At 71.8% G+C, this 21582-nt stretch carries 19 protein-coding genes; 12 read left to right on the top strand and 7 right to left on the bottom strand.

The window, feature by feature from the left end; genetic code table 11:
* The first annotated feature begins 14 nt into the window (after positions 1-14).
* From ACFV57_RS17885 to ACFV57_RS17870, 4 genes are all read left to right on the top strand, one after another.
* Complete coding sequence (locus tag ACFV57_RS17885) at positions 15-1625, top strand: MFS transporter (RefSeq protein ID WP_385232441.1); 1611 nt, start codon at positions 15-17, stop codon at positions 1623-1625.
* Between the two features lie 42 nt (positions 1626-1667).
* Positions 1668-3464: a DEAD/DEAH box helicase gene (locus ACFV57_RS17880; RefSeq protein ID WP_385232438.1), complete on the top strand. Its 1797-nt coding sequence runs from the start codon at positions 1668-1670 to the stop codon at positions 3462-3464.
* 431 nt (positions 3465-3895) lie between these two features.
* Entirely contained in the window at positions 3896-4537 is a 642-nt protein-coding gene (locus tag ACFV57_RS17875; protein WP_030025056.1) for an IclR family transcriptional regulator, read from the top strand.
* Positions 4538-4659: 122 nt separating this feature from the next.
* Positions 4660-5439, top strand: coding sequence for a S16 family serine protease (locus tag ACFV57_RS17870; RefSeq protein WP_385232435.1), 780 nt, complete (start codon positions 4660-4662; stop codon positions 5437-5439).
* Positions 5440-5526: 87 nt separating this feature from the next.
* Here the strand turns inward: ACFV57_RS17870 and ACFV57_RS17865 are convergent, their stop codons facing one another.
* Genes ACFV57_RS17865 through ACFV57_RS17845 form a run of 5 tightly spaced genes read right to left on the bottom strand, consistent with a single transcriptional unit; the run spans position 5527 to position 9797 of the window.
* Positions 5527-6528: a glycine betaine ABC transporter substrate-binding protein gene (locus tag ACFV57_RS17865; RefSeq protein WP_385232432.1), complete on the bottom strand. Its 1002-nt coding sequence runs from the start codon at positions 6526-6528 to the stop codon at positions 5527-5529.
* Entirely contained in the window at positions 6525-7424 is a 900-nt protein-coding gene (locus ACFV57_RS17860) for an ABC transporter permease (protein ID WP_385232429.1), read from the bottom strand. Before ACFV57_RS17860 ends, ACFV57_RS17865 begins: the two co-directional genes overlap by 4 nt.
* Entirely contained in the window at positions 7421-8674 is a 1254-nt protein-coding gene (locus tag ACFV57_RS17855; RefSeq protein WP_385232426.1) for an ABC transporter ATP-binding protein, read from the bottom strand. The genes ACFV57_RS17860 and ACFV57_RS17855 overlap by 4 nt, the downstream gene beginning before the upstream one ends.
* Positions 8667-9314, bottom strand: a complete 648-nt coding sequence (locus ACFV57_RS17850) for an ABC transporter permease (RefSeq protein WP_385232423.1) — start codon at positions 9312-9314, stop codon at positions 8667-8669. The genes ACFV57_RS17855 and ACFV57_RS17850 overlap by 8 nt, the downstream gene beginning before the upstream one ends.
* A 15-nt stretch (positions 9315-9329) precedes the next feature.
* Positions 9330-9797 carry an Lrp/AsnC family transcriptional regulator gene (locus ACFV57_RS17845; protein WP_073761201.1) on the bottom strand — a complete coding sequence of 156 codons (468 nt, stop codon included), beginning with the start codon at positions 9795-9797 and terminating at the stop codon, positions 9330-9332.
* A 129-nt stretch (positions 9798-9926) separates the two neighbouring features.
* On the opposite strand from ACFV57_RS17845, the gene hppD reads away from it, so the two are divergent.
* The 5 genes from hppD to ACFV57_RS17820 all read left to right on the top strand — a co-directional run bounded on the left by hppD (position 9927) and on the right by ACFV57_RS17820 (position 15083).
* A complete protein-coding gene (hppD, locus tag ACFV57_RS17840; RefSeq protein WP_385232419.1) occupies positions 9927-11072 on the top strand; it encodes a 4-hydroxyphenylpyruvate dioxygenase in 1146 nt (381 codons plus the stop codon).
* 159 nt (positions 11073-11231) lie between these two features.
* A complete protein-coding gene (locus ACFV57_RS17835) occupies positions 11232-12596 on the top strand; it encodes an FAD-binding oxidoreductase (RefSeq protein ID WP_385232416.1) in 1365 nt (454 codons plus the stop codon).
* Between the two features lie 24 nt (positions 12597-12620).
* The gene (locus ACFV57_RS17830; protein ID WP_385232412.1) at positions 12621-12914 is read left to right on the top strand and encodes a ribosomal protein L7/L12; all 294 of its coding nucleotides are present in this window, start codon (positions 12621-12623) and stop codon (positions 12912-12914) included.
* 103 nt (positions 12915-13017) lie between these two features.
* On the top strand, positions 13018-14481 hold the full coding sequence (locus ACFV57_RS17825; protein WP_385232409.1) for a dihydrolipoyl dehydrogenase family protein: 1464 nt from the start codon (positions 13018-13020) through the stop codon (positions 14479-14481).
* A 191-nt stretch (positions 14482-14672) separates the two neighbouring features.
* Complete coding sequence (locus ACFV57_RS17820; RefSeq protein WP_385232406.1) at positions 14673-15083, top strand: VOC family protein; 411 nt, start codon at positions 14673-14675, stop codon at positions 15081-15083.
* 22 nt (positions 15084-15105) lie between these two features.
* On the opposite strand, the gene ACFV57_RS17815 is transcribed toward ACFV57_RS17820, so the two are convergent.
* The gene (locus tag ACFV57_RS17815; protein ID WP_385232403.1) at positions 15106-15582 is read right to left on the bottom strand and encodes an SsgA family sporulation/cell division regulator; all 477 of its coding nucleotides are present in this window, start codon (positions 15580-15582) and stop codon (positions 15106-15108) included.
* A 247-nt stretch (positions 15583-15829) separates the two neighbouring features.
* On the opposite strand from ACFV57_RS17815, the gene ACFV57_RS17810 reads away from it, so the two are divergent.
* Positions 15830-17404, top strand: coding sequence for an RDD family protein (locus ACFV57_RS17810; protein WP_385232400.1), 1575 nt, complete (start codon positions 15830-15832; stop codon positions 17402-17404).
* Between the two features lie 75 nt (positions 17405-17479).
* Complete coding sequence (locus ACFV57_RS17805) at positions 17480-18277, top strand: RDD family protein (protein ID WP_385232397.1); 798 nt, start codon at positions 17480-17482, stop codon at positions 18275-18277.
* Positions 18278-18410: 133 nt separating this feature from the next.
* Here the strand turns inward: ACFV57_RS17805 and ACFV57_RS17800 are convergent, their stop codons facing one another.
* Complete coding sequence (locus ACFV57_RS17800) at positions 18411-18752, bottom strand: hypothetical protein (RefSeq protein ID WP_385232394.1); 342 nt, start codon at positions 18750-18752, stop codon at positions 18411-18413.
* Positions 18753-19133: 381 nt separating this feature from the next.
* Here ACFV57_RS17800 and ACFV57_RS17795 point away from each other — a divergent pair, with 381 nt between their 5' ends.
* Positions 19134-21542, top strand: coding sequence for an immune inhibitor A domain-containing protein (locus ACFV57_RS17795; RefSeq protein WP_385232391.1), 2409 nt, complete (start codon positions 19134-19136; stop codon positions 21540-21542).
* Positions 21543-21582 lie beyond the last annotated feature (40 nt).

Genomic DNA, 21582 nt, shown 5'->3' with positions numbered 1-21582 from the left:
CTTACGCTGACCGCATGACTGCCGTGGACCCGCACGACGCCGCCGAAGTGCCCCCGCCCGCCCCTGCCTTGGCCGCGCCGTCCATGGTGGACACCGGCGCACGTCCCGCGGCTGCTGCGCCCCTCGCGGACCCCGCCGCAAGCCCCCTGCCCGCGCCGCCCGCCGAAGGCGTCCTCGGCCGTACGTACCGGGCGCTGACCCTCGGCATCATCTCTGTCGTCTCGCTCATCGCCTTCGAGGCGAGCGCGGTGAACACCGCCATGCCCGCCGTCGGCCACGCCCTGGACGGCATCGAGCTGTACGCGTTCGCCTTCTCCGCGTACTTCACGGCGAGCCTGTTCGCGATGGCGCTGTCGGGGGAGTGGTGCGACCGCGGCGGGCCGCTCGCGCCCCTGTTCACCGGGATCGCCACCTTCGGCGCGGGCCTGGTGGTCGCGGGCTCGGCGCAGCAGATGTGGCTGTTCGTCGCGGGGCGCGGGGTGCAGGGCATCGGCGGCGGCCTGGTCATCGTCGCGCTGTACGTCGTGGTCGGCCGCGCCTATCCGGAGGCGCTGCGGCCGTCCGTCCTCGCCGCCTTCTCGGCGGCCTGGGTGCTGCCGGTGATCGTCGGCCCGCTCGTCGCCGGGACCGTCACCGAGCACCTGGGCTGGCGCTGGGTCTTCCTCTCCATACCCGTGCTCGTCCTGCTGCCGCTGACGGTCATGCTGCCCGCGCTGCGCAAGCTGCCGTCCCGGAGGGGGGACGATCGGATGGACCGGCGCCGCATCCTGCTCGCCCTGGCGGTGGCCGCCGGTGCCGGGCTCCTGCAGTACGCGGCCCAGCGGCGCGACTGGGTGGCTGTGGTGCCCGCGGCCGCCGGGCTCGTCCTGCTGGCGCCCGCGATCGTCCGGCTGCTGCCGAAGGGCACGTTCCGGGCCGCCCGCGGCCTGCCCTCCGTCGTCCTCATCCGCGGTCTGGCCGCGGGGTCGCTGCTGGCCGCCGAGAGCTTCATCCCGCTGATGCTCGTCACCGAGCGCGGCCTGTCCACGACGCTGGCCGGGCTGTCGCTGACCGGCGGCGGCCTCACCTGGGCCCTGGGCTCGTACACCCAGAGCCGGCCGCGCCTGGAGCCGTACCGCGAGCGGATCATGGGCATCGGGATGCTGCTGATGACGGCGGCGATCCTGGCCGTACCGCTGGTGCTGCTGAACGGCGTGCCCGTATGGATCGTCGCGGCGGCGTGGATCGTGGCCGGGTTCGGTATGGGGCTGAACATCTCCAGTGGGAGCGTGCTGCTGCTGAAGCTGTCCCGCCCGCAGGACGCGGGCAGCAACTCGGCCTCCCTCCAGGTCTCCGACGCCCTCGGCAACATCACCTTCGTCGGCCTGAGCGGCCTGCTGTTCAGCGCGTTCGGCGGCGCCGCGGTCGCCGTCTCCGCCACGCCGGACGTGACCAACGCCGCATCCGGGCAGCCCGCCGCCTTCGCCGCGGTGTTCGTTGCCATGGCGGCGGTGGCCCTCACCGGAACGTGGGTGGCCACGCGGCTGAAGCCCGCCGCGGACGGCCGCGCGGGGGCCCCGTCCGGTGGCGCGAAGACGGCACCGGCGCCGCACCCGAGAACGCCGTCCGCTCCCGCGGAGCGTTAGGCTGACGCGGTTGCCGATCGCCGAGTCAGCCCGACGGAGACCGTGACTACCACCACCAGCGCCACCAACAACCACCACCTGTCCCCGGCCTTCCCCGGACGGGCCCCCTGGGGTACCGCGAACAAGCTGCGCGCCTGGCAGCAGTCCGCGATGGACCGGTACATCCAGACGCAGCCGCGCGACTTCCTCGCGGTCGCGACGCCCGGCGCGGGCAAGACCACCTTCGCGCTCACCCTCGCCTCGTGGCTGCTGCACCACCACGTCGTGCAGCAGGTGACCGTGGTCGCCCCCACCGAGCACCTGAAGAAGCAGTGGGCGGAGGCCGCCGCCCGGATAGGCATCAAGCTGGACCCGGACTACAGCGCGGGTCCGCTGAGCAAGGAGTACCACGGCATCGCGATCACGTACGCGGGTGTCGGCGTACGTCCGATGCTGCACCGCAACCGGATCGAGCAGCGCAAGACGCTGGTCATCCTCGACGAGATCCACCACGCCGGCGACTCCAAGTCCTGGGGCGAGGCGTGCCTGGAGGCGTTCGAGCCGGCCACCCGGCGGCTCGCGCTGACCGGTACGCCGTTCCGCTCCGACACCAACCCGATCCCCTTCGTGACGTACGAGGAGGGCAACGACGGCATCCGGCGCAGCTCCGCCGACTACACCTACGGCTACGGCAACGCGCTCGGCGACGGCGTCGTCCGCCCGGTGATCTTCCTGTCGTACAGCGGCAGCATGCGCTGGCGCACCAAGGCCGGTGACGAGATCGCGGCGCGGCTCGGCGAGCCGATGACCAAGGACGCGGTCTCCCAGGCGTGGCGCACCGCGCTCGACCCGCGCGGCGACTGGATGCCCAAGGTCCTCCGGGCCGCCGACCAGCGGCTCACCGAGGTCCGCAAGGCCATACCGGACGCCGGAGCCCTGGTGATCGCCTCCGACCAGGAGCAGGCGCGCGCGTACGCCAAGCTGATCCGCGAGATAACGGGGCAGGGCGCCACCCTCGTGCTGTCCGACGACAGCGGCGCCTCGCAGCGCATCGACGACTTCGCGCACTCCGACGACCGGTGGATGGTCGCGGTGCGCATGGTGTCCGAGGGCGTCGACGTACCGCGCCTGGCCGTCGGCGTGTACGCGACGACCATCTCCACCCCGCTGTTCTTCGCCCAGGCGGTCGGCCGCTTCGTACGGTCCCGCAAGCGCGGCGAGACCGCGTCGGTCTTCCTGCCCACCGTCCCCTCGCTGCTCGGCTTCGCCAACGAGATGGAGGTCGAGCGCGACCACGTCCTGGACAAGCCGAAGAAGGACGGCGACGAGGACCCCTACGCCGAGTCCGAGAAGGAGATGGACGAGGCCAACAAGGAGCAGGACGAGGACACCGGCGAGCAGGAGCAGTTCTCCTTCGAGGCGCTGGAGTCCGAGGCGGTCTTCGACCGGGTCCTCTACGACGGCGCCGAGTTCGGCATGCAGGCGCACGCGGGCAGCGAGGAGGAGCAGGACTACCTCGGCATCCCCGGACTGCTGGAACCGGACCAGGTGCAGATGCTGCTGCAGAAGCGGCAGGCGCGGCAGATAGCGCACAGCAAGAAGAAGCCGGACTCCGAGGCAGACCTGCTGGAGATGCCCGCCGAGCGGCGTCCGGTGGTCACGCACAAGGAGCTGCTGGAGCTGCGCAAGCAGCTGAACACCCTGGTCGGCGCGTACGTCCACCAGAGCGGCAAGCCGCACGGAGTGATCCACACCGAGCTGCGCCGGGTGTGCGGCGGCCCGCCGAGCGCGGAGGCCACGGCCGGGCAGCTCAACGAGCGGATCAAGAAGGTACGGGAGTGGGCCACGCGCATGAAGTGACCTGTGCGCGAAGTGGCGCCCGTATGAGGTGACGCGCGCGAAGCGACGCCGGTATGAGGTGAGGTGGCGGCCCGCGGTCCGGACGGTGTTCCGGGCCGCGGGCCGCGCCCGTACGCGCCCCGCCCGCCTATGCGTCCCGCGCCCGTACGCGCCCCGTGTTGTACCCCAGGCCGAAAGGCCCACGAGTGCCGCCGACCGGTCACAACGTGCGGATGTTCAGGGATAAAGCGGTCACGGAAGACCGGATTCTGGACGGACTCTTCCGCTGACCGGACCAGCTCGCTACTGTCCCGGTCACGCACACGCCCCGTGGCAGCGCCGCCGCGGAGCGCAGCCGGTGCCATGCGGCCGGCGGCCTCTTTGCGCGCGCTGCCCCGGGACCGGCAGCGCACCCCGCGGACGAGCCGCCACTCACCCGAGGAGGGGGCGTCGTGACCGCGGAGACCTCCCAGACGCTCGACCGAGGACTGCGTGTCCTCAAATTGCTCGCCGACACCGACCACGGCCTGACCGTCACCGAGCTGTCCACCAAGCTGGGGGTCAACCGGACCGTGGTCTACCGCCTGCTCGCCACCCTGGAGCAGCACGCCCTGGTGCGCCGGGACATCGGCGGCCGGGCCCGGGTCGGCCTGGGCGTGCTGCGCCTGGGCCGCCAGGTGCATCCGCTGGTACGGGAAGCCGCGCTGCCCGCCCTGCGGGCCCTGGCCGAGGACATCGGGGCCACCGCCCACCTGACGCTCGTGGACGGCACCGAAGCGCTGGCCGTGGCCGTCGTCGAACCGTCCTGGACCGACTACCACGTCGCCTACCGCGCGGGCTTCCGCCACCCGCTGGACCGCGGCGCGGCCGGGCGGGCGATCCTCAAGGCCCGCCAGGGCCGTATCGAGGACGCCGGACTGGCCCTGACGCACGGCGAGTTGGAGGCGGGCGCGAGCGGCGCGGCGGCCCCGCTGCTCGGGGTCAGCGGTATCGAAGGCAGTGTCGGGGTGGTGATGCTCGCGGACACGGTGCCCGAGCGGGTCGGGCCGCGGGTGGTCGAGGCGGCGCGCGAGGTGTCCGAAGCGCTGCGGTGAGCCGGGCGCGGTGGCGTACGGACCGGCGGCACGTACCCGGCGCGGTGGCGGCCGGGCCTGCGGTTACGTACCCGGCGCCCCGTGATGAGAGTCCCGGCGCGCCGGTCATCTAGGGTGGCGGGGTGTCTTCTCGCACTCGCGCCCTCGGGATCTGCGCCGCCCTGATCATCGCGCTCCTCGCCACCGTGGTCTTCGCGCCGCTGCCGTTCTCGGTCGCCTTCCCCGGCGACACGGCGGACGTGCTCGGCAAGCACAAGGGCAAACAGGTGATCACGATCAGCGGCGCGCCGACCCGCGAGACCAGCGGCCAGCTGCGGATGGCGGCGATCGTGGCGACCGGCCCGGACGCGCCGGTCCGGCTGCCGGACATCGTCAAGGGCTGGTTCCGTACGGACCAGGCCGTGATGCCCGTCGAGTCGGTCTACCCGGTCGGCGACACCGCCGAGAAGGCCGTGGAGCACAACCTGAAGGACATGCGCTCCTCCCAGGACGTCGCCACCCGCGCGGCCCTGAACTATCTGCACAAGAGCGACAAGGACGTCCAGGTCAAGCTGGACCTGGGCACGATCGGCGGGCCCAGTGCCGGCCTGCTGTTCTCGCTGGGCATCATCGACAAGCTGGCCGGGGACGGCAAGGGCGGCGAGCTGACCGGCGGGCGGAAGATCGCGGGCACCGGCACGATCGAGGCCGACGGCACGGTCGGCGCGGTCGGCGGCGTCTCCCTGAAGACGCAGGCCGCGGGCCGGGACGGCGCCACGGTCTTCCTCGTCCCCGAGTCGGAGTGCAAGGACGCGCAGGCCGAGCTGCCGGAGGGGATGCGGCTGATCCCCATCACCACGCTCTCCGGCACGGTCGACGCGCTCAAGGCGCTGAAGTCCGGCGGCAGCGTCCCCAGCTGCTGAGCGGACTCCGGGCTGCTGAGAGGCTTCCGGCTGCCGAGGTCCGCGGCTGCCGAGGGCCCCAGCTGCCGGGAGGCCTCCGCCTTCGCGTCAGCCGCCGTCCTTGATGAACCCCTTCTCGATCAGCCACTCCTTGGCGACCTCGTGCGGGTCCTGCCCGTCCACGTCCACCTTCCCGTTCAGGCGCTGCGCGACGGTGTTGTCCAGCGCCTTGGTGATCGGCCCGAGGATGCCGGCGATCTGCGGGTACTTCTTCATCGTCGCCGCGTTCATCTCGGGCGCGGCGTTGTAGTTGGGGAAGAAGTGCCGGTCGTCCTTGAGGGTGTGCAGGCCCATCGCCTTGATCCGGCCGTCGGTCGTGTAGACCTCGCCGAACGTGCAGGCCCGGCCCTCCGCCGCCTGTGTGTAGACGACGCCGCTGGTCATCTTCTTGACGTTGCCGGGCGGGATGGTCATGCCGTACGCCTTGGCCATGCCCGGCAGGCCGTCGTTACGGGCCGAGAACTCGGCCTCCGCGCACAGGGTGACCGCGCTCGGGTTCTTGTGGGACAGCGCGGCGACGTCCGACAGCGTCTCGACGCCCAGCCGCTTGTGCTGTTGCGCGTTGAGCGCCAGCGCGTAGGTGTTGTTCAGCTTGGACTGCGGCAGCCACACCAGGCCGTTGGCCCGGTCGCCGTCGCGCACCGCCTCCCACTGCTTCTGCGGATCGGCGATGGGCCGCTCGTGGCCGAGGTGGGTGATCCAGCCGGTGCCGGTGTACTCGTACATACCGTCCGCCGTGCCGGACTTCACCGCTTCGCGGGCGCCGATCGTGCCCTGGATGTTGGTCTTGTCGACGACGGTGGCGCCGGCCGCCTTGAAGGCCAGGCCCATGATCTGGCCCAGGATGATGTTCTCGGTGAACTCCTTCGACGTCACCGTCAGTTCGGCGCCCTTCAACGGCTGCCCCCGGCCGATCGTGCCGGGCTCGACGGCGTCGCTCATGGGGCTGCCGCTGACCAGGCCGCAGCCGCTCAGCCCGGCCGCGGCCAGCAGCAGGCAGGCAGCGGCGGCCGGTACGGTCCGGCGCGCGCGCCACGGTACGGCGGTCATGATTCCCCCACCTCCAGGCCACGCGGGCGCAGCAGCAGTTCGACGAGGGACGCCAGCCAGTCGACGAGCAGCGCCAGCACCACCGTCAGGACCGAACCGAGCACCAGCACCGGCATCCGCTGGGTGATGATGCCCGCCGAGATCAGGTCGCCGAGACCGCCGCCACCGCCGAAGGTGGCCAGCGTGGCGGTGCCGACGTTCAGGACGAGCGCGTTGCGTACGCCGGCCAGGATCAGCGGTACGGCCAGCGGCAGTTCGACCTTGCCCAGTACGCCCGCCGCCGACATGCCGATGCCGCGGGCGGCCTCGGTCAGCGTCGGGTCGATGGCCTTCAGGCCCGCGATGGTGTTGGCCAGCACCGGCAGCACCGCGTAGATCACCATGCCGATGACGGCGGCCTCGGGGCCGATGCCGAGCCAGATGACCAGCAGTACCAGCAGGCCCAGGGCGGGCACCGCCTGACCGAGGTTGGCCACCGCCACGGCGAACGGGGAGGCCCGGCGCAGCCTGGCCCGGGTCAGTGCGATGCCCAGCGGCAGCGCGATGAGCAGCACGAAGAAGGTCGAGACGGCGGTCAGCTGGATGTGCTGGCGCAGCGCGAGCCACACCTTGCCGCCGTCCACCGCCTGGTGCGCGATCGAGTCCAGCGGCGCGCCCCGGAACCACAGCCAGGTCGCGAGCAGCACCGCCGCCAGCACGGCGGGCACCGTGACCGCCTTCTTCCAGGTGATGCGGCGCGGCGGGCGGGCGGCCGGCGCGGCGGGCCCCGGCTCCGCCGTCAGCACCGGCCCGCGCACCTCGTCCCCCGTACCGTCGCGGAAGGGCACCCCGCGTACCTCGTGCTCGCCCGGCGGCCGTTCGTCCTTCGGCGGCCGCTTCCGGTCCCGGGGGCTCACGCCTGGGCCCCGTGCGCGCCGCCCGCCGGATCGACGCCCTCCTGGGCGAGCCGCGTCTTCTGCGCGCGGCGCTCCGCCAGTTCGTGCCGGTGCTCGACGGCGTCCAGCCGGTCCGCCTCCAGCAGTTCGTGGACGTTGTTCATCAGCGTCTCCATGTCCACCACGCCGATGTACGCGCCGCGCCGCCCGGTCACCGCGACCCGGCCCGTGTTGTCGATGAGCACCGCCTCCAGCGCGTCGCGCAGCGTCGCGTCGCGGGTGACCGTGTCGTGTACGAGCGTGCCCGCGCGGGCCAGGGAGTCCTGGGCGCGCATCAGGTCGCCGCGGCGCAGCCACTTGTAGGGGCGCCGGTGCCGGTCCAGCAGCAGGATCTCGTTGGTCGAGCCGGAGCGCAGCAGGTCGAAGATGGACTGCAGCGGGTCCTCGACGGAGGCGGTGGGGAAGTCGACGACGCCGACGTCCCGTACGCGGGTGAGGTTGAGGCGCTTGAGTGCCGCGCCCGCGCCCACGAAGCCGGAGACGAAGTCGTCGGCGGGGTTGGTGAGGATGGCCTCGGGCGTGTCGAACTGCGCGATGTGCGAGCGTTCGCGCAGTACCGCGATGCGGTCGCCCAGCTTGATCGCCTCGTCGAAGTCGTGGGTGACGAAGACGATGGTCTTGCGCAGCTCGTGCTGGAGGCGGATCAGCTCGTCCTGGAGGTGGTCGCGGGTGATCGGGTCGACCGCGCCGAACGGCTCGTCCATGAGCAGTACGGGCGGGTCGGCGGCCAGCGCGCGCGCCACGCCGACGCGCTGCTGCTGCCCGCCGGACAGCTGCCGCGGGTAGCGGTCGTGGAACTCGCGCGGGTCCAGGCCGACCAGGTCGAGCATCTCCTCGACGCGGCCGCCCACCTTCGCCTTCGGCCAGCCGATCATCTTCGGCACGAGCGCGATGTTCTGGGCGACGGTCATGTGGGGGAAGAGCCCGGACGACTGGATCGCGTAGCCGACCTTGCGGCGCAGCCGGACCGGGTCGATGCCGGTGACGTCCTCCTCGCCGATCCTGATCCGCCCGGAGGTGGGCTCGATCAGCCGGTTGATCATCTTCAGGGTGGTGGACTTGCCGCACCCTGACGGCCCGACGAGGATCACGGTCTCGCCGGGGCTGATGTCCATGCTCACGTCGTCGACCGCGGGCACACCGTTGCCCGGGTACCGCTTGGTCAGATGCTCCAGCGCGATACCGGCGCCGGATGCGGTGGTCTCAGGCACGAATCCCCCTGGGAATGGTCAGACGCCCGATCAGGACGTACGCGGCGTCGAAGAGCAGGGCGAGCACGACGATCCCGAGCGTCCCGGACAGCACCTGGTTGAGCGCGTTGGCGCTGCCCAGGGAGGCGATGCCGCGGAAGATCTCGTTGCCCAGGCCGGGCCCGGAGGCGTAGGCGGCGATGGCCGCGATGCCCATCAGCATCTGGGTGGAGACCCGGATGCCGGTCAGTATCGGCGGCCAGGCCAGCGGCAGTTCGACCCGCAGCAGCCGGGCCGTACGGGACATCCCGATGCCCTTGGCGGCGTCGATCAGCGCGGGGTCGACGCCGCGCAGTCCGACGACGGCGTTACGCACGACCGGCAGCAGCCCGTACAGCGTCAGGGCGATGACGGTGGGCGCCACGCCGAGGCCGACGATCGGGATGAGCAGGCCGATCATGGCCAGCGAGGGCACCGTCAGGATCGTCGCGGTCGTGGCGGTGGCCAGGTTTCCGGCCCATTCGCTGCGGTAGGTGGCGACGCCGAGCAGCACTCCGAGCACGGTGGCGAGCACCATGCACTGGAAGACGGCGCTGGCGTGCTGAAACGTATCCGTCAGCAGCTGGGCGTGCCGGTTGCCGACGTACTCCCAGAAGCTCACACGCGCTCTCCTCGGTCAGTCCCCCGAGGCTTGTTTCACCAGGGGGATGATGCGCAACGGAACTGGATTTTCCATGACAATCGCGGTCGAAGCCCGCATGATGCCATCAAAACCCACAACACGGTCGATTACCCGCTGCAGGTCGGCGTTGGAACGGGCAACGAGTCTGCACAGCATGTCCCCATGTCCCGTCGTTGTATGCAGCTCCAGCACCTCCGGTACGGACGCCAAGTGCGCCCGTACGTCGGCCCCTTGACCCTGTTTGATCTCCAGCGTGGCGAACGCGGTGACCGGATAGCCCAGTGCCGCGGGGTCCACATCCGGCCCGAATCCCCGGATCACTCCGTTCGACTGAAGCCGGTCCAGACGCGCCTGCGCCGTCCCGCGCGCCACCCCGAGCCGGCGCGAGGCCTCCAGCACGCCGATCCGGGGCTCCTCGGCGAGCAGTTCCAGGAGCCTGCCGTCCAAATGATCGATCGCCACGGGCGTTGCCTCCGAAATTGATGGTCATCATGTACGAATCGTCCGGTGAACAGAACGCTTCGCTGTGCATACTGCCCAGTGAATGCGCAAACTATTGCGCATCTTGTGGGCCAGGGAGAGCCTGCGGGCATGACACAGACCACGGACCACACCACCCCCTCCAGTGCTCGGCAGGCCGATCCCTTCCCGGTCAAGGGGATGGACGCGGTCGTCTTCGCCGTCGGCAACGCCAAGCAGGCCGCGCACTACTACGCCACGGCCTTCGGCATGAAGCGCGTCGCCTACTCCGGTCCGGAGAACGGCAGCCGCGAGACCGCCAGTTACGTGCTCGAATCCGGCGGCGCCCGCTTCGTGTTCACCTCCGTCATCAAGCCGGCCACCGACTGGGGCCGCTTCCTGGCCGACCACGTCACCGCGCACGGCGACGGCGTCGTCGACCTGGCCATAGAGGTGCCGGACGCGCGTGCCGCCTACGCGTACGCCCTGGAGCACGGGGCCACCGGCATCGAGGAGCCGTACGAGACCAAGGACGAGCACGGCGTCGTCGTCCGCGCCTCCATCGCCACGTACGGCAAGACCCGGCACACCCTGGTCGAGCGCACCGGCTACGACGGTCCCTACCTGCCCGGCTACGTCGCCGCCGAGCCCATCGTCGAGCCCGGCCCGCGCCGCTTCCAGGCCATCGACCACTGTGTCGGCAACGTCGAGCTCGGCAAGATGGACGAGTGGGTGTCCTTCTACAACAACGTCATGGGCTTCACGAACATGAAGGAGTTCGTCGGCTCGGACATCGCCACCGAGTACAGCGCCCTGATGTCCAAGGTGGTCGCGGACGGCACCCGCAAGGTCAAGTTCCCGCTCAACGAGCCGGCCATCGCCAAGAAGAAGTCGCAGATCGACGAGTACCTGGAGTTCTACGGCGGGCCCGGCTGCCAGCACATCGCCCTGGCCACCAACGACATCGTCGCGAGCGTACGGGCCATGCGCGCGGCGGGCGTCGACTTCCTGGACACCCCGGACTCCTACTACGACACCCTCGGCGAGTGGGCGGGCGAGACCCGCGTCCCGGTCGAGACGCTGCGCGAACTGAAGATCCTCGTCGACCGCGACGAGGACGGCTACCTGCTGCAGATCTTCACCAAGCCGGTCCAGGACCGCCCCACCGTCTTCTTCGAACTGATCGAACGGCACGGCTCGCTGGGCTTCGGCAAGGGCAACTTCAAGGCCCTCTTCGAGGCCATCGAGCGCGAGCAGGAACGCCGCGGCAACCTCTGATCCCCCTCCGGACGCCACCCCCCACCCGCGGCCCCGCCGGACCTGACCCGGCGGGGCCGCGGCCCTTCCCGCGGGGAGCGGCGCTCCCGCACCCGGGACCACCACCCGGGTGCGGGAGAGGATCTTCCGTGTACGGCCCACGGATGGGAGGCTGACGGCATGGACCTCATCGCACGCCTGCGCGACGCCCTGCCCGCGGAAGCGATCCTCACCGACCCCGACGTCACCGGCTCCTACGCCCACGACATGGCGAGCTTCTGCGAGGCCGGCACCCCCGCCGTGGTCGTCCTGCCGCGTACGGTCGAGCAGGTCCAGCACGTCATGCGCACCGCCACCGAGCTGCGCGTCCCCGTCGTCCCCCAGGGCGCCCGCACCGGCCTGTCCGGCGCCGCCAACGCCAGCGACGGCTGCATCGTGCTCTCCCTGGTCAAGATGGACCGGATCATCGAGATCAACCCCGTCGACCGGATCGCGGTCGTCGAGCCCGGCGTCGTCAACGCGGTGCTCTCCCGCGCCGTCAACGAACACGGCCTCCACTACCCGCCGGACCCCTCCAGCTGGGAGGAGTGCTCGATCGGCGGCAACATCGGCACCGCCTCCGGCGGCCTGTGCTGCGTCAAGTACGGCGTCACCGCCGAATACGTCCTCGGCCTCGACGTCGTCCTCGCCGACGGGCGGCTGCTGAAGACCGGCCGGCGCACCGCCAAGGGCGTGGCCGGCTACGACCTCACCCGCCTGTTCGTCGGCTCCGAGGGCAGCCTCGGCATCGTCGTACGCGCCGTCCTCGCCCTCAAGCCCGAGCCGCCCCGCCAGCTCGCGCTGGCCGCCGAGTTCCCCTCCACCGCCGCCGCGTGCGACGCCGTCTGCGAGATCATGGCGCGCGGCCACGCCCCCTCACTGCTCGAACTGATGGACCGTACGAGCATCCGCGCCGTCAACGCGATGGCCAACATGGGCCTGCCCGACAGCACCGCCGCCCTGCTCCTGGCCGCCTTCGACACCCCGGACCCGGCCGCCGACCTCGCCGCCGTCGGCGCGCTGTGCGAGGCCGCCGGCGCCACCGAGGTCGTCCCGGCCGACACCCCGGCCGAGTCCGACCAGCTCCTGCAGGCGCGGCGGCTGACCCTGACCGCCCTGGAACGCGTCAAGTCCGCCACGATGATCGACGACGTGTGCGTCCCCCGCTCCCGGCTCGCCGCGATGATCGACGGCACCGCCGCCATCGCCGAGAAGTACGACCTGGTCATCGGCGTCTGCGCACACGCGGGCGACGGCAACACCCACCCCACCGTCTGCTTCGACCCGGCCGACGCCGACGAGTCCCGGCGCGCCCGCGAGTCCTTCGACGAGATCATGGCGCTCGGCCTGGAACTGGGCGGCACGATCACCGGCGAGCACGGCGTCGGCGTCCTGAAGAAGGACTGGCTGGCCCGCGAGCTGGGCCCGGTGGGCCTGGAGATGCACCGCGGCATCAAGGCCGTCTTCGACCCGCTGGGCCTGCTCAACCCCGGAAAACTGTTCTGACCGGCACCTTCTAGGGTCAGGACCATGAACTCCGAACTCTGGACGGCCATCGCCGCCGCCGTCGTCGTCATCGTCGTGCTCGCCTCCTCCGGCGACGCGCGCCACAAGGACCTCCAGCGCAGGCTCCAGTACATGGACCGCAAGCTGGACCGGATCATGGAGCACCTGGGCATCGAGGAGGCCGACCCCGAGGGCATGGCCGAGGTCGACGCGCTGCTGCACAAGGGCCAGAAGATCCAGGCGATCAAGCGCTACCGCGAACTGACCGGCGCGGGCCTGAAGGAGGCCAAGGACGCCGTCGAGCGCCGGGCATCCTGAAACGCCCCCGCCCCCGCGAATGCCCCGATACATGTGGCCGTCCCGGGGCCCCGGCACGAGGATGGACCCGTTGCCGTGACGCCGACGCAGGGAGCGATGAGCGATGCCAGGGACCACAGGGGCCGAAGCGGCCGCCGGCCACGACACCTACGACGTCGTCGTGCTGGGCGCGGGCCCGACCGGTGAGAACGTGGCCGACCGGGCCCACGCCCTCGGCCTGAGCGCGGTGATCGTGGAGAGCGAACTCGTCGGCGGCGAGTGCTCGTACTGGGCCTGCATGCCCAGCAAGGCACTGCTGCGCCCGGTCACCGCCCGCGCCGACGCGCGCCGCGTCCCGGGCCTGCGCCAGGCGGCGTCCGCACCGCTGGACACCAAGGCCGTGCTCGCGCAGCGCGACGCGTTCACCTCCCACTGGAAGGACGACGGCCAGGTCCGGTGGCTGGACTCGGCAGGCATCGACTTCGTACGCGGCCGGGCCCGCCTGGACGGCCCCCGGCGCGTGGTGGTCGCCACGGGCGGTGAGGGAGAACGCGTCCTCACCGCCCGGCACGCCGTCGCCGTCTGCACCGGCAGCCGCGCCGTCCTGCCCGACCTCCCCGGACTGGCCGCCGCCCGCCCCTGGACCAGCCGCGAGGCGACCAGCGCGCAGTCCGTACCGCCGCGCCTGGCCGTGGTCGGCGGCGGCGTCGTCGGCGTCGAGATGGCCACCGCCTGGCAGGCCATGGGCTCCGCGGTCACCCTCCTGGTGCGCGGCGGCGGGCTGCTGCCCAAGATGGAGCCGTTCGCGGGCGAACTGGTCGCCGAGGCCCTGACCGAGGCGGGCGCCACCGTACGCACCGGCGTCTCCGTGAGCGCCGTGCGGCGCGAGATGCCCAACGGCCCCGCCACCGTCGTCCTGGACAACGGCGAGGAGATCGTCGCCGACGAGGTCCTGTTCGCCACCGGCCGCGCGCCGCGCACCGACGACATCGGCCTGGAGACGGTCGGCCTGGAGCCCGGCTCGTGGCTCCAGGCCGACGACACCTGCCAGGTGCCGGACGTGGCGGGCGGCTGGCTGTACGCCGTCGGCGACGTCAACCACCGCGCGCTGCTGACCCACCAGGGCAAGTACCAGGCCCGCATCGCCGGCGCCGCCATCGCCGCCCGCGCCCAGGGCGAAACGGACCTGGACACCGGCCGCTGGGGCGCGCACGCCGCGACCGCCGACACCGCCGCCGTACCGCAGGTCGTCTTCACCGACCCCGAGATCGCCTCCGTCGGCCCGACCGCCGCCGAGGCGGAACGCGCCGGACACCGCACCCGTGTCGTCGACTTCGACCTGGGCTCGGTCGCGGGCGCCGCACTCTACGCCGACGGCTACCGCGGCCGCGCCCGCATGATCGTCGACCTGGACCGCGAGATCCTCCTCGGCGCCACCTTCGCCGGCCCCGCGGTCGGCGAACTGCTCCACTCGGCGACCGTCGCGGTGGCCGGCGAGGTCCCCCTCGCCCGGCTGTGGCACGCGGTGCCCGCCTACCCGACGATCAGCGAGGTGTGGCTTCGACTGTTGGAGACATATCGCGGTTGAGACGCCGGTACGTACGCCGCCGGGCGGTGGTGCGCACCGGGGACGAGGACGTCGGTCCGGGCACGGCCGGACCGGCGACGTAGGTCGGAATCCCGATACCCGCGCAGGGTGGCGCCGCCGTACGGTCAGGAGTGCCAGAGCCCGACGGGTCTGAACACACCGGCCCGCACAGACGTCGCAGGAGGCACCCCGTGTCCGTGCAACTCGACCACACCATCATCCACGCCACCGACAAGTTCGCGTCCGCGCGCTTCCTCGCGGAGCTGGCCGGGCTGGAGGAGCCGACGGCGTTCGGCCCGTTCGCCGCCGTACCGACCGCGAACGGCCTGACCATCGACTACGCCGAGCACGTCGTCGAGGCGGCCGCGATCGTGCCCCAGCACCTCGCGTTCCGGGTCTCCGAGGAGGAGTTCGACGCGATCCTCGCCCGCATCCAGGAACGCGAACTGCCGTACTGGGCGGACCCTTACCGCCGCAAGCCGCAGGAGATCAACCACATCGCGGGCGGCCGCGGGGTCTACGTCAGCGACCCGGACGGCCACGCCATCGAGTTCCTCACCCGCAAGCACAGCCTGGAGGACCTCGGTACCGCATCGTCCTGACCCTGCTACGTCCCGCCCGCCGCTACGCCCCCGCCTCCGGCGACTCGTCCGACGGCCACGGGTCGGACAGCCACAGGTCGTCCCGCGTCGTCATGGCGAGCAGCGCGCTCAGCCCTTTGTCCAGCCCCAGGTGCTCCTGCTCCGTCCCCGGCGGCACCACCCGCAGCGTGCGCTCCAGCCACGCCGAGACCGCCGCCGCGGGCGCCTCCAGCAGCGCGTCACCGTCCGGCGAGCTGAGCGCCATGCAGACCAGGCTGCGCCCGTCCACCTTCGTGGGCCACACCCGCACGTCACCGTGACCGCACGGCCGGAACACCCCCTCGACCAGCAGTTCGCGGGCGAACGTCCAGTTGACGGGGGCGTCCGAGCCGATGTGGAAGGTCACGTGGACGGCGTAGGGATCGTCCGTGCGGTAGGTCAGCCGGGCCGGGACGGGGATGCTGCGTTCCGGCGACAGGACCAGACCCAGCTCCAGCTCTCGTTCCACCACGGTGTGCATACGGTCCGCCTCTCTGTCTGTACTGCCGCGGACCCCTGCGCGTGGGTCCACACCTGGATAGAGGCCCCTGCGCCCGGACCATTACGCGACTTCGCACAACTTTTTTCGCGGGCCTCTTCCAGGTGGTCCGGCCCGGCCGGGACACCCGGCCCGACCCTCTGTCTGATAGATGTGGACGCTGCGTTGCGGCAGACTGCACATGCCCCACCCACCACACCAGGCCGAGAACAGATACGGGACTTCGGACATGAGCGCCCCTTCCTCAGGATCCGCCGGCGGCAGCCCCACGCCAGGCTTCTACCCGGACCCGTCCATCCCCGGCTACATCCGGTACTGGAACGGTGCCGCATGGGTGCCGGGCACCAGCCGCCCCGCGCCCGCCGAGGGCGAGGCGTTGCCCGCGCCGCCGCCCGGCGCCGCGGCCCAGGCCGCAGCGCCGGCGCCGACCCCCGCCGTGGAGGAGACCGGTCCGGTCTTCTTCGACGAGGAGGAGGAGCACGGCCGGCCGGCCGAGACCTCCGGCCCCTCCGGTACGGGCGTCCCGCCCTCCGCCTGGCAGGCCGACACCGCCCGGCAGAACGGCTTCGGCGATGAGCAGGGCCGCCGTATCTCCTGGGGCTCGCCCGAGGAACAGCAGCAGGCCGGACTGCCGCAGCAGCGCGACGAGACCGCGGCCCCAGCCGGGACGCCGGGGGAAGGGGAGGGCACCCCGCGGCCGGACGGCACGGTCACCATCCGGGCCGTACGGGACGACGCGGGCGGGCGCGGCGGCGACCACGGGACGACCACCATCCGTGCCGTGCCCCCCGGCGGGAACACGGGCGGCAAGAGCGACACGATGGCGATCCGGGTGGCGCCGCAGGCCGGCGCCCCGTCGTCGCCCGTGCCCGGCACGACCGCCCCGCAGCCGCTGCCGTCCACCGGCGCGCAGCAGCAGCCGGCCGCCCCCGGGGCGCAGCAGCCGCCCGTACAGCCCGGCCCCGGCGGTCCGGCACCCGCCGCCCAGGGACCGGCCCGGCAGGCGCCGCAGGGCCCGCAGGGGCCCGTGCGGCCGCAGCCCGGCCCCGGGCCCGCCGCACCGCCGGTCCAGCACCAGCCGTTCCCGCCCCAGCAGCCGCCACAGCCTCACCAGCCCCCGCAGTCGCACCAGCTCCAGCAGCCACCGGCGCCGCACGCACCGGCGCACCAGGCCCCGCCCCAGCCCGCCCCGCAGGCGCAGCCCGCCCAGCCCGCCCCCTTCTCCGGCTTTCCGCCGCAGCAGGAGGGCGCCGCGGCCGAGGGCGTCGTCCCCTGGAAGCCGCCGACCTCCGACCCGTTCCTCGCGGCCGCCCAGGCGCAGGGCCGCCCCGCCCCCCTGGGCCGCCGGTTCGCCGCCCGTCTGATCGACACGCTGGCCCTGGCCGTCATCACCGGCGCCGCCGCCGTACCGCTGTGGGGCCCGGCCGCCGACCACATCGACGCCAAGGTGGAGGCCGCCAAGCAGTCCGGGCGACAGGTCACGGTCTACCTGCTCGACGGCACGACCGGCCCCTACCTGGCCATCGTGCTCGCCGTGCTGCTCATCGGCGGCGGTCTGTACGAGGTGCTGCCCACCGCCAAGTGGGGCCACACGCTCGGCAAGAAGCTGTGCGGCGTGCGGGTGCTGGACATCGAGGGGCACGACACCCCGCCGCTGTCCTCGGTGATCAAGCGGTGGCTGGTGTACGGCGTGCTCGGCGTGCTGGCGGTCGGGATCGTCAACGCGGTGTGGTGCCTGTTCGACCGGCCGTGGCGGCAGTGCTGGCACGACAAGTTCGCGCGCACGTTCGTCGCCGAGAAGTAGGCCGCCGGCCCGGCCGCGTCACCCGCCCGGCCCTCGCCGGATGCGGCGGCGGGCGGCCCGGGTTCGACTCGGGCCATGAGCACCGACCAGCCCAGGCCCGGCTCCGGCGGCGAACCGCCGGAGGACGACCCGTTCCTGAAGAAGCCGCAGGATCCGCCGTCGGGCGGCTCTCCCTACGGGGGCGAGCCGGCCGGTGGCTCTCCGTACGGCAGCGGGCCGGCCGACGGCTCCCCGTACGACCGGCCCGCCAACGCCACCCCGCACGGCGAACAGCCCCCCGGCGGGGACCCGTACGGCGGCAGCGCCCCGCCACCCGGCGGCGGCCCGCCTCCTGGGGGGATGCCGCCGCCTCCGTACGGAGGTGACCCGTACGGGGGCAATCCCTACGGTGGCCAGTACGGCGCCGCCGACCCGCTGGCCGGGATGCCGCCGCTGGCGGGCCGCGGCCGCCGTCTGGTCGCCCGCATCATCGACTGGATCATCGTCTGCGTTCCGGTCGGCCTGATCATGAGCGGGATCGTCGGCGGGTTCGACTACTGGACAACCGACGGCACGCAGACCGGACGGCAGGCGTCCGTCTCCATCGTCACGATGCTCGTGTACGTCATCTACGAGGGCCTGATGCTCACCAGCCGCGGCCAGACCGTCGGCAAGATGGCGATGAAGATCCGCGTGGGGATGCTGGAGAACGGCGCGGTACCGGCCGGGCAGGCGGGGTGGGTGCGGGCGGCGCTCTACACGCTGCCGGAGATCGTGCCGTGCTGCGGCTTCATCTTCTGGCTCGTCAACGTCCTGTGGTGCACCTGGGACAAGCCGTACCAGCAGTGCCTGCACGACAAGGCGGCCAAGACCGTCGTGGTCTCCGCCGCCTGACGGCGCACGCCCCGCGAAGGCACCGCGCCCCGGCTCCGCCCGGCGGATCCGGCGCGTCAACCGGCGGTCGGCGCACCCCTGCGAAGAGGGGTGCCCGGCCGCCTACGCGCGTCCACCAGCCACGGACAGGTGACTAACGCGAGTGCTCGCTGACGCGGGTCTCGGAGGAGACGCGCGCGTGGGCGCGCTCGTGCGGCAGGCGCATGGCGGACACGCCGGTGGCGGCGGGCACCCGCGTGCCCGCGCCGCCGTTGCCGGCGGCCGTGCCGGAGCGCCGGGGCGCACCGCGGCGCACACGAGAAACCCCCGGCAGCGGCGCCGCGAGGGCGACGACCAGGCCGAGGGCGAGGGCTGCGACGGCGATGACCGCGATCCCGATCCCGGTCCGTGCCTGCGAGAGCAGTAACAGGACGAGGGTCGAGAAGATGACGGTGGCCGATCCGTAGGCGAGCTGTGCGGCAGTCGGACGAGGCATGGCGGATCCGTCCTCAAGAGGTCGGCAGGGGTGTGGTCGACAGGGGCGCGCGCCGTCAAATGACTCTACGGTCCTTACTGCCCGAGCGGAACTTGCGGTAAGCGTGACCTGACCCACGGTTCCGGGGCATGAGGGGCGCACGGATTCATCGCGGGTTTGAACGGACCTGCTCAGCGCGTCCGTTGGGGTGTGCGGAGCACGGTGCGGGGGAGCCGCCGGGGGGAGTGCGGATACGTACGGAAGTGTGCACGGGGCTGTCCGATAGCCGCATCCGGAGGACCGAAAACCGTACTTCCCTGACGTGACCAAGTCAAGATCTGTCTTTTCCCTTCCCCTTCCGGTCAAATGCTGGCATCCAGTGACCGATTCCCTAGGGGAGGAATGCGCCAAGTGAGAGCCAAGAGACGGGCGTTCAGACCGGCCGCCCTGGCCACGGCAGCCGCCGCGATCGGGGCGGCCGCCCTGTCCTCCGGCGCGCCCGCGCAGGCCGACGACGGCCACCGGCCGCTCGCCGTCCAGCGCCAGGACCCGGGCGCCGCCGCCAAGCAGGCCGTCGACCACGACCTCAAGGGCCCGTTCAGCGACCAGCAGGCGGCGCAGCGCAAGGAAGCGCTCCAGCAGGTCATCTCCGGCGACGCCAAGCCCACCCGGCAGGGCGCCTCCCAGGTCGTCAAGCTCGACCGCGGCAAGTACGTCGAACTCGCCCGCGAGAAGACCGACAAGATCTTCACCATCCTGGTCGAGTTCGGCGACAAGGTCGACGACACCACGATGTACGACCCGGACGGCGACGGCCCCAAGCCCCCGGTGAAGAAGTACGGCGGCAAGCCGGGCCCCGCGCACAACACCATCGCGCAGCCCGACCGCCGCAACGACAACTCCACCGCCTGGCAGAAGGACTACGACCGCCGGCACTTCCAGGACCTCTACTTCTCCCACGACAAGAAGAAGGAGTCCCTGGCCAAGTACTACGAGAAGCAGTCCTCGGGCCGCTACTCCGTCGACGGCGAGGTCTCCGACTGGGTCAAGGTCGACTGGAACGAAGCCCGTTACGGTTCCAACTTCTGCGGCTCCACCAACTGCGCCAGCGCCTGGGACCTGATCCGCGACGGCGTCAACCGCTGGGCCGAGGACCAGAAGGCCAAGGGCCGCACCGACGCCCAGATCAAGGCCGACCTCGCCAAGTACGACCAGTGGGACCGCTACGACCACGACGGCGACGGCAACTTCAACGAGCCCGACGGCTACATCGACCACTTCCAGATCGTGCACGCCGGCGAGGACGAGTCCGCGGGCGGCGGCGCCCAGGGCACCGACGCCATCTGGGCGCACCGCTGGTACGCGTACGGCAGCGACTCCGGCCGCACCGGCCCGGCCGGCAACAAGGCGGGCGGCACCCAGATCGGCACCACCGGCATCTGGGTCGGCGACTACACCATGCAGCCCGAGAACGGCGGCCTCGGTGTCTTCGCCCACGAGTACGGCCACGACCTCGGCCTGCCCGACGAGTACGACACCACCGGCACCGGTGAGTCCTCCGTCGACTCCTGGTCCCTGATGTCCGGCGGCTCCTGGCTCGGCCGCGGCAAGGACTCCATAGGCGACCTCCCCGGCGACATGAGCGCCTGGGACAAGCTCCAGCTCGGCTGGCTCGACTACGCGAAGGCCAAGGCGGCCACCAAGTCCACCCACAAGCTGGGCGTGGCCGAGTACAACACCAAGAACAAGCAGGCGCTGGTCGTCGAACTCCCCGCCAAGTCGGTCCGCACCGACGTCGTCAAGCCCGCCGAGGGCACCCACCAGTGGTGGAGCGGCATGGGCAACGACCTGAAGAACACCCTGTCCCGCTCCGTGGACCTCACCGGCAAGAAGAAGGCCGCCCTGACCCTCAAGGGCTGGTGGGACATCGAGCAGAACTACGACTTCGCGTACGCCGAGGTCTCCACGGACGGCGGCGCCAACTACACGCCGCTGGAAGGCACCGCCGACGGCAAGCCGATCACCCGCGACGGCGGCGACAAGCCCGCCCTGACCGGTACCTCCGGCGCGTACCAGGACCTCGTCTTCCCGCTCGACGCCTACGCCGGCAAGAAGATCGACCTCCGCTTCCGCTACCAGACCGACGGCGGCGCCGCCCAGAAGGGCTTCGCGGCCGACGCGATCTCGGTGACCGCCGACGGCAAGGCGCTGTTCACCGACAACGCCGAGACCGACGACGCCGGCTGGACCGCCAAGGGCTTCTCGCGCATCGGCGCCTCCTTCACCAAGGACTACCCGCGCTACTACATCGCCGAGAACCGCCAGTACGTCTCGTACGACAAGACCCTCAAGACCGGCCCGTACAACTTCGGCTGGACCTCCAGCCGTCCCCAGTGGGTCGAGCACTTCCCGTACCAGAACGGCGTCCTGATCTGGCTGTGGGACACCTCGCAGCCGGACAACAACGTGGGCCAGCACCCGGGTCACGGCCAGATCCTGCCGATCGACGCGCACCCGAAGGCCGAGAAGTGGTCGGACGGCAGGCTCATGCGCAACCGCTTCCAGACCTACGACTCGACCTTCACCCGGCACCGCACGGACGCGCTCACCCTCCACAAGGACGGCAAGGTCACCAAGATCAAGTCGAAGCCCGGGGTGACCGTCTTCGACGACGGCAAGGGTGACTACTACGACGAGTCGAACCCGACCGGTGGCGTGATCGTTGCTGACACCAACACCCGCATCAAGATCCTCAACGAGGCCTGGAACGGCTCCACGGTGACCCTGCAGGTGGGCCCCTCCACCAAGTAGTCAACAAAACCGCAGGTCACAAGCCAATCGGCCGCCGCCC

Origin of the sequence: Streptomyces sp. NPDC059788, from assembly GCF_042732265.1 — a bacterium.
GTDB lineage: Bacteria > Actinomycetota > Actinomycetes > Streptomycetales > Streptomycetaceae > Streptomyces.
This window is presented reverse-complemented; position numbering and strand designations above follow the sequence as displayed.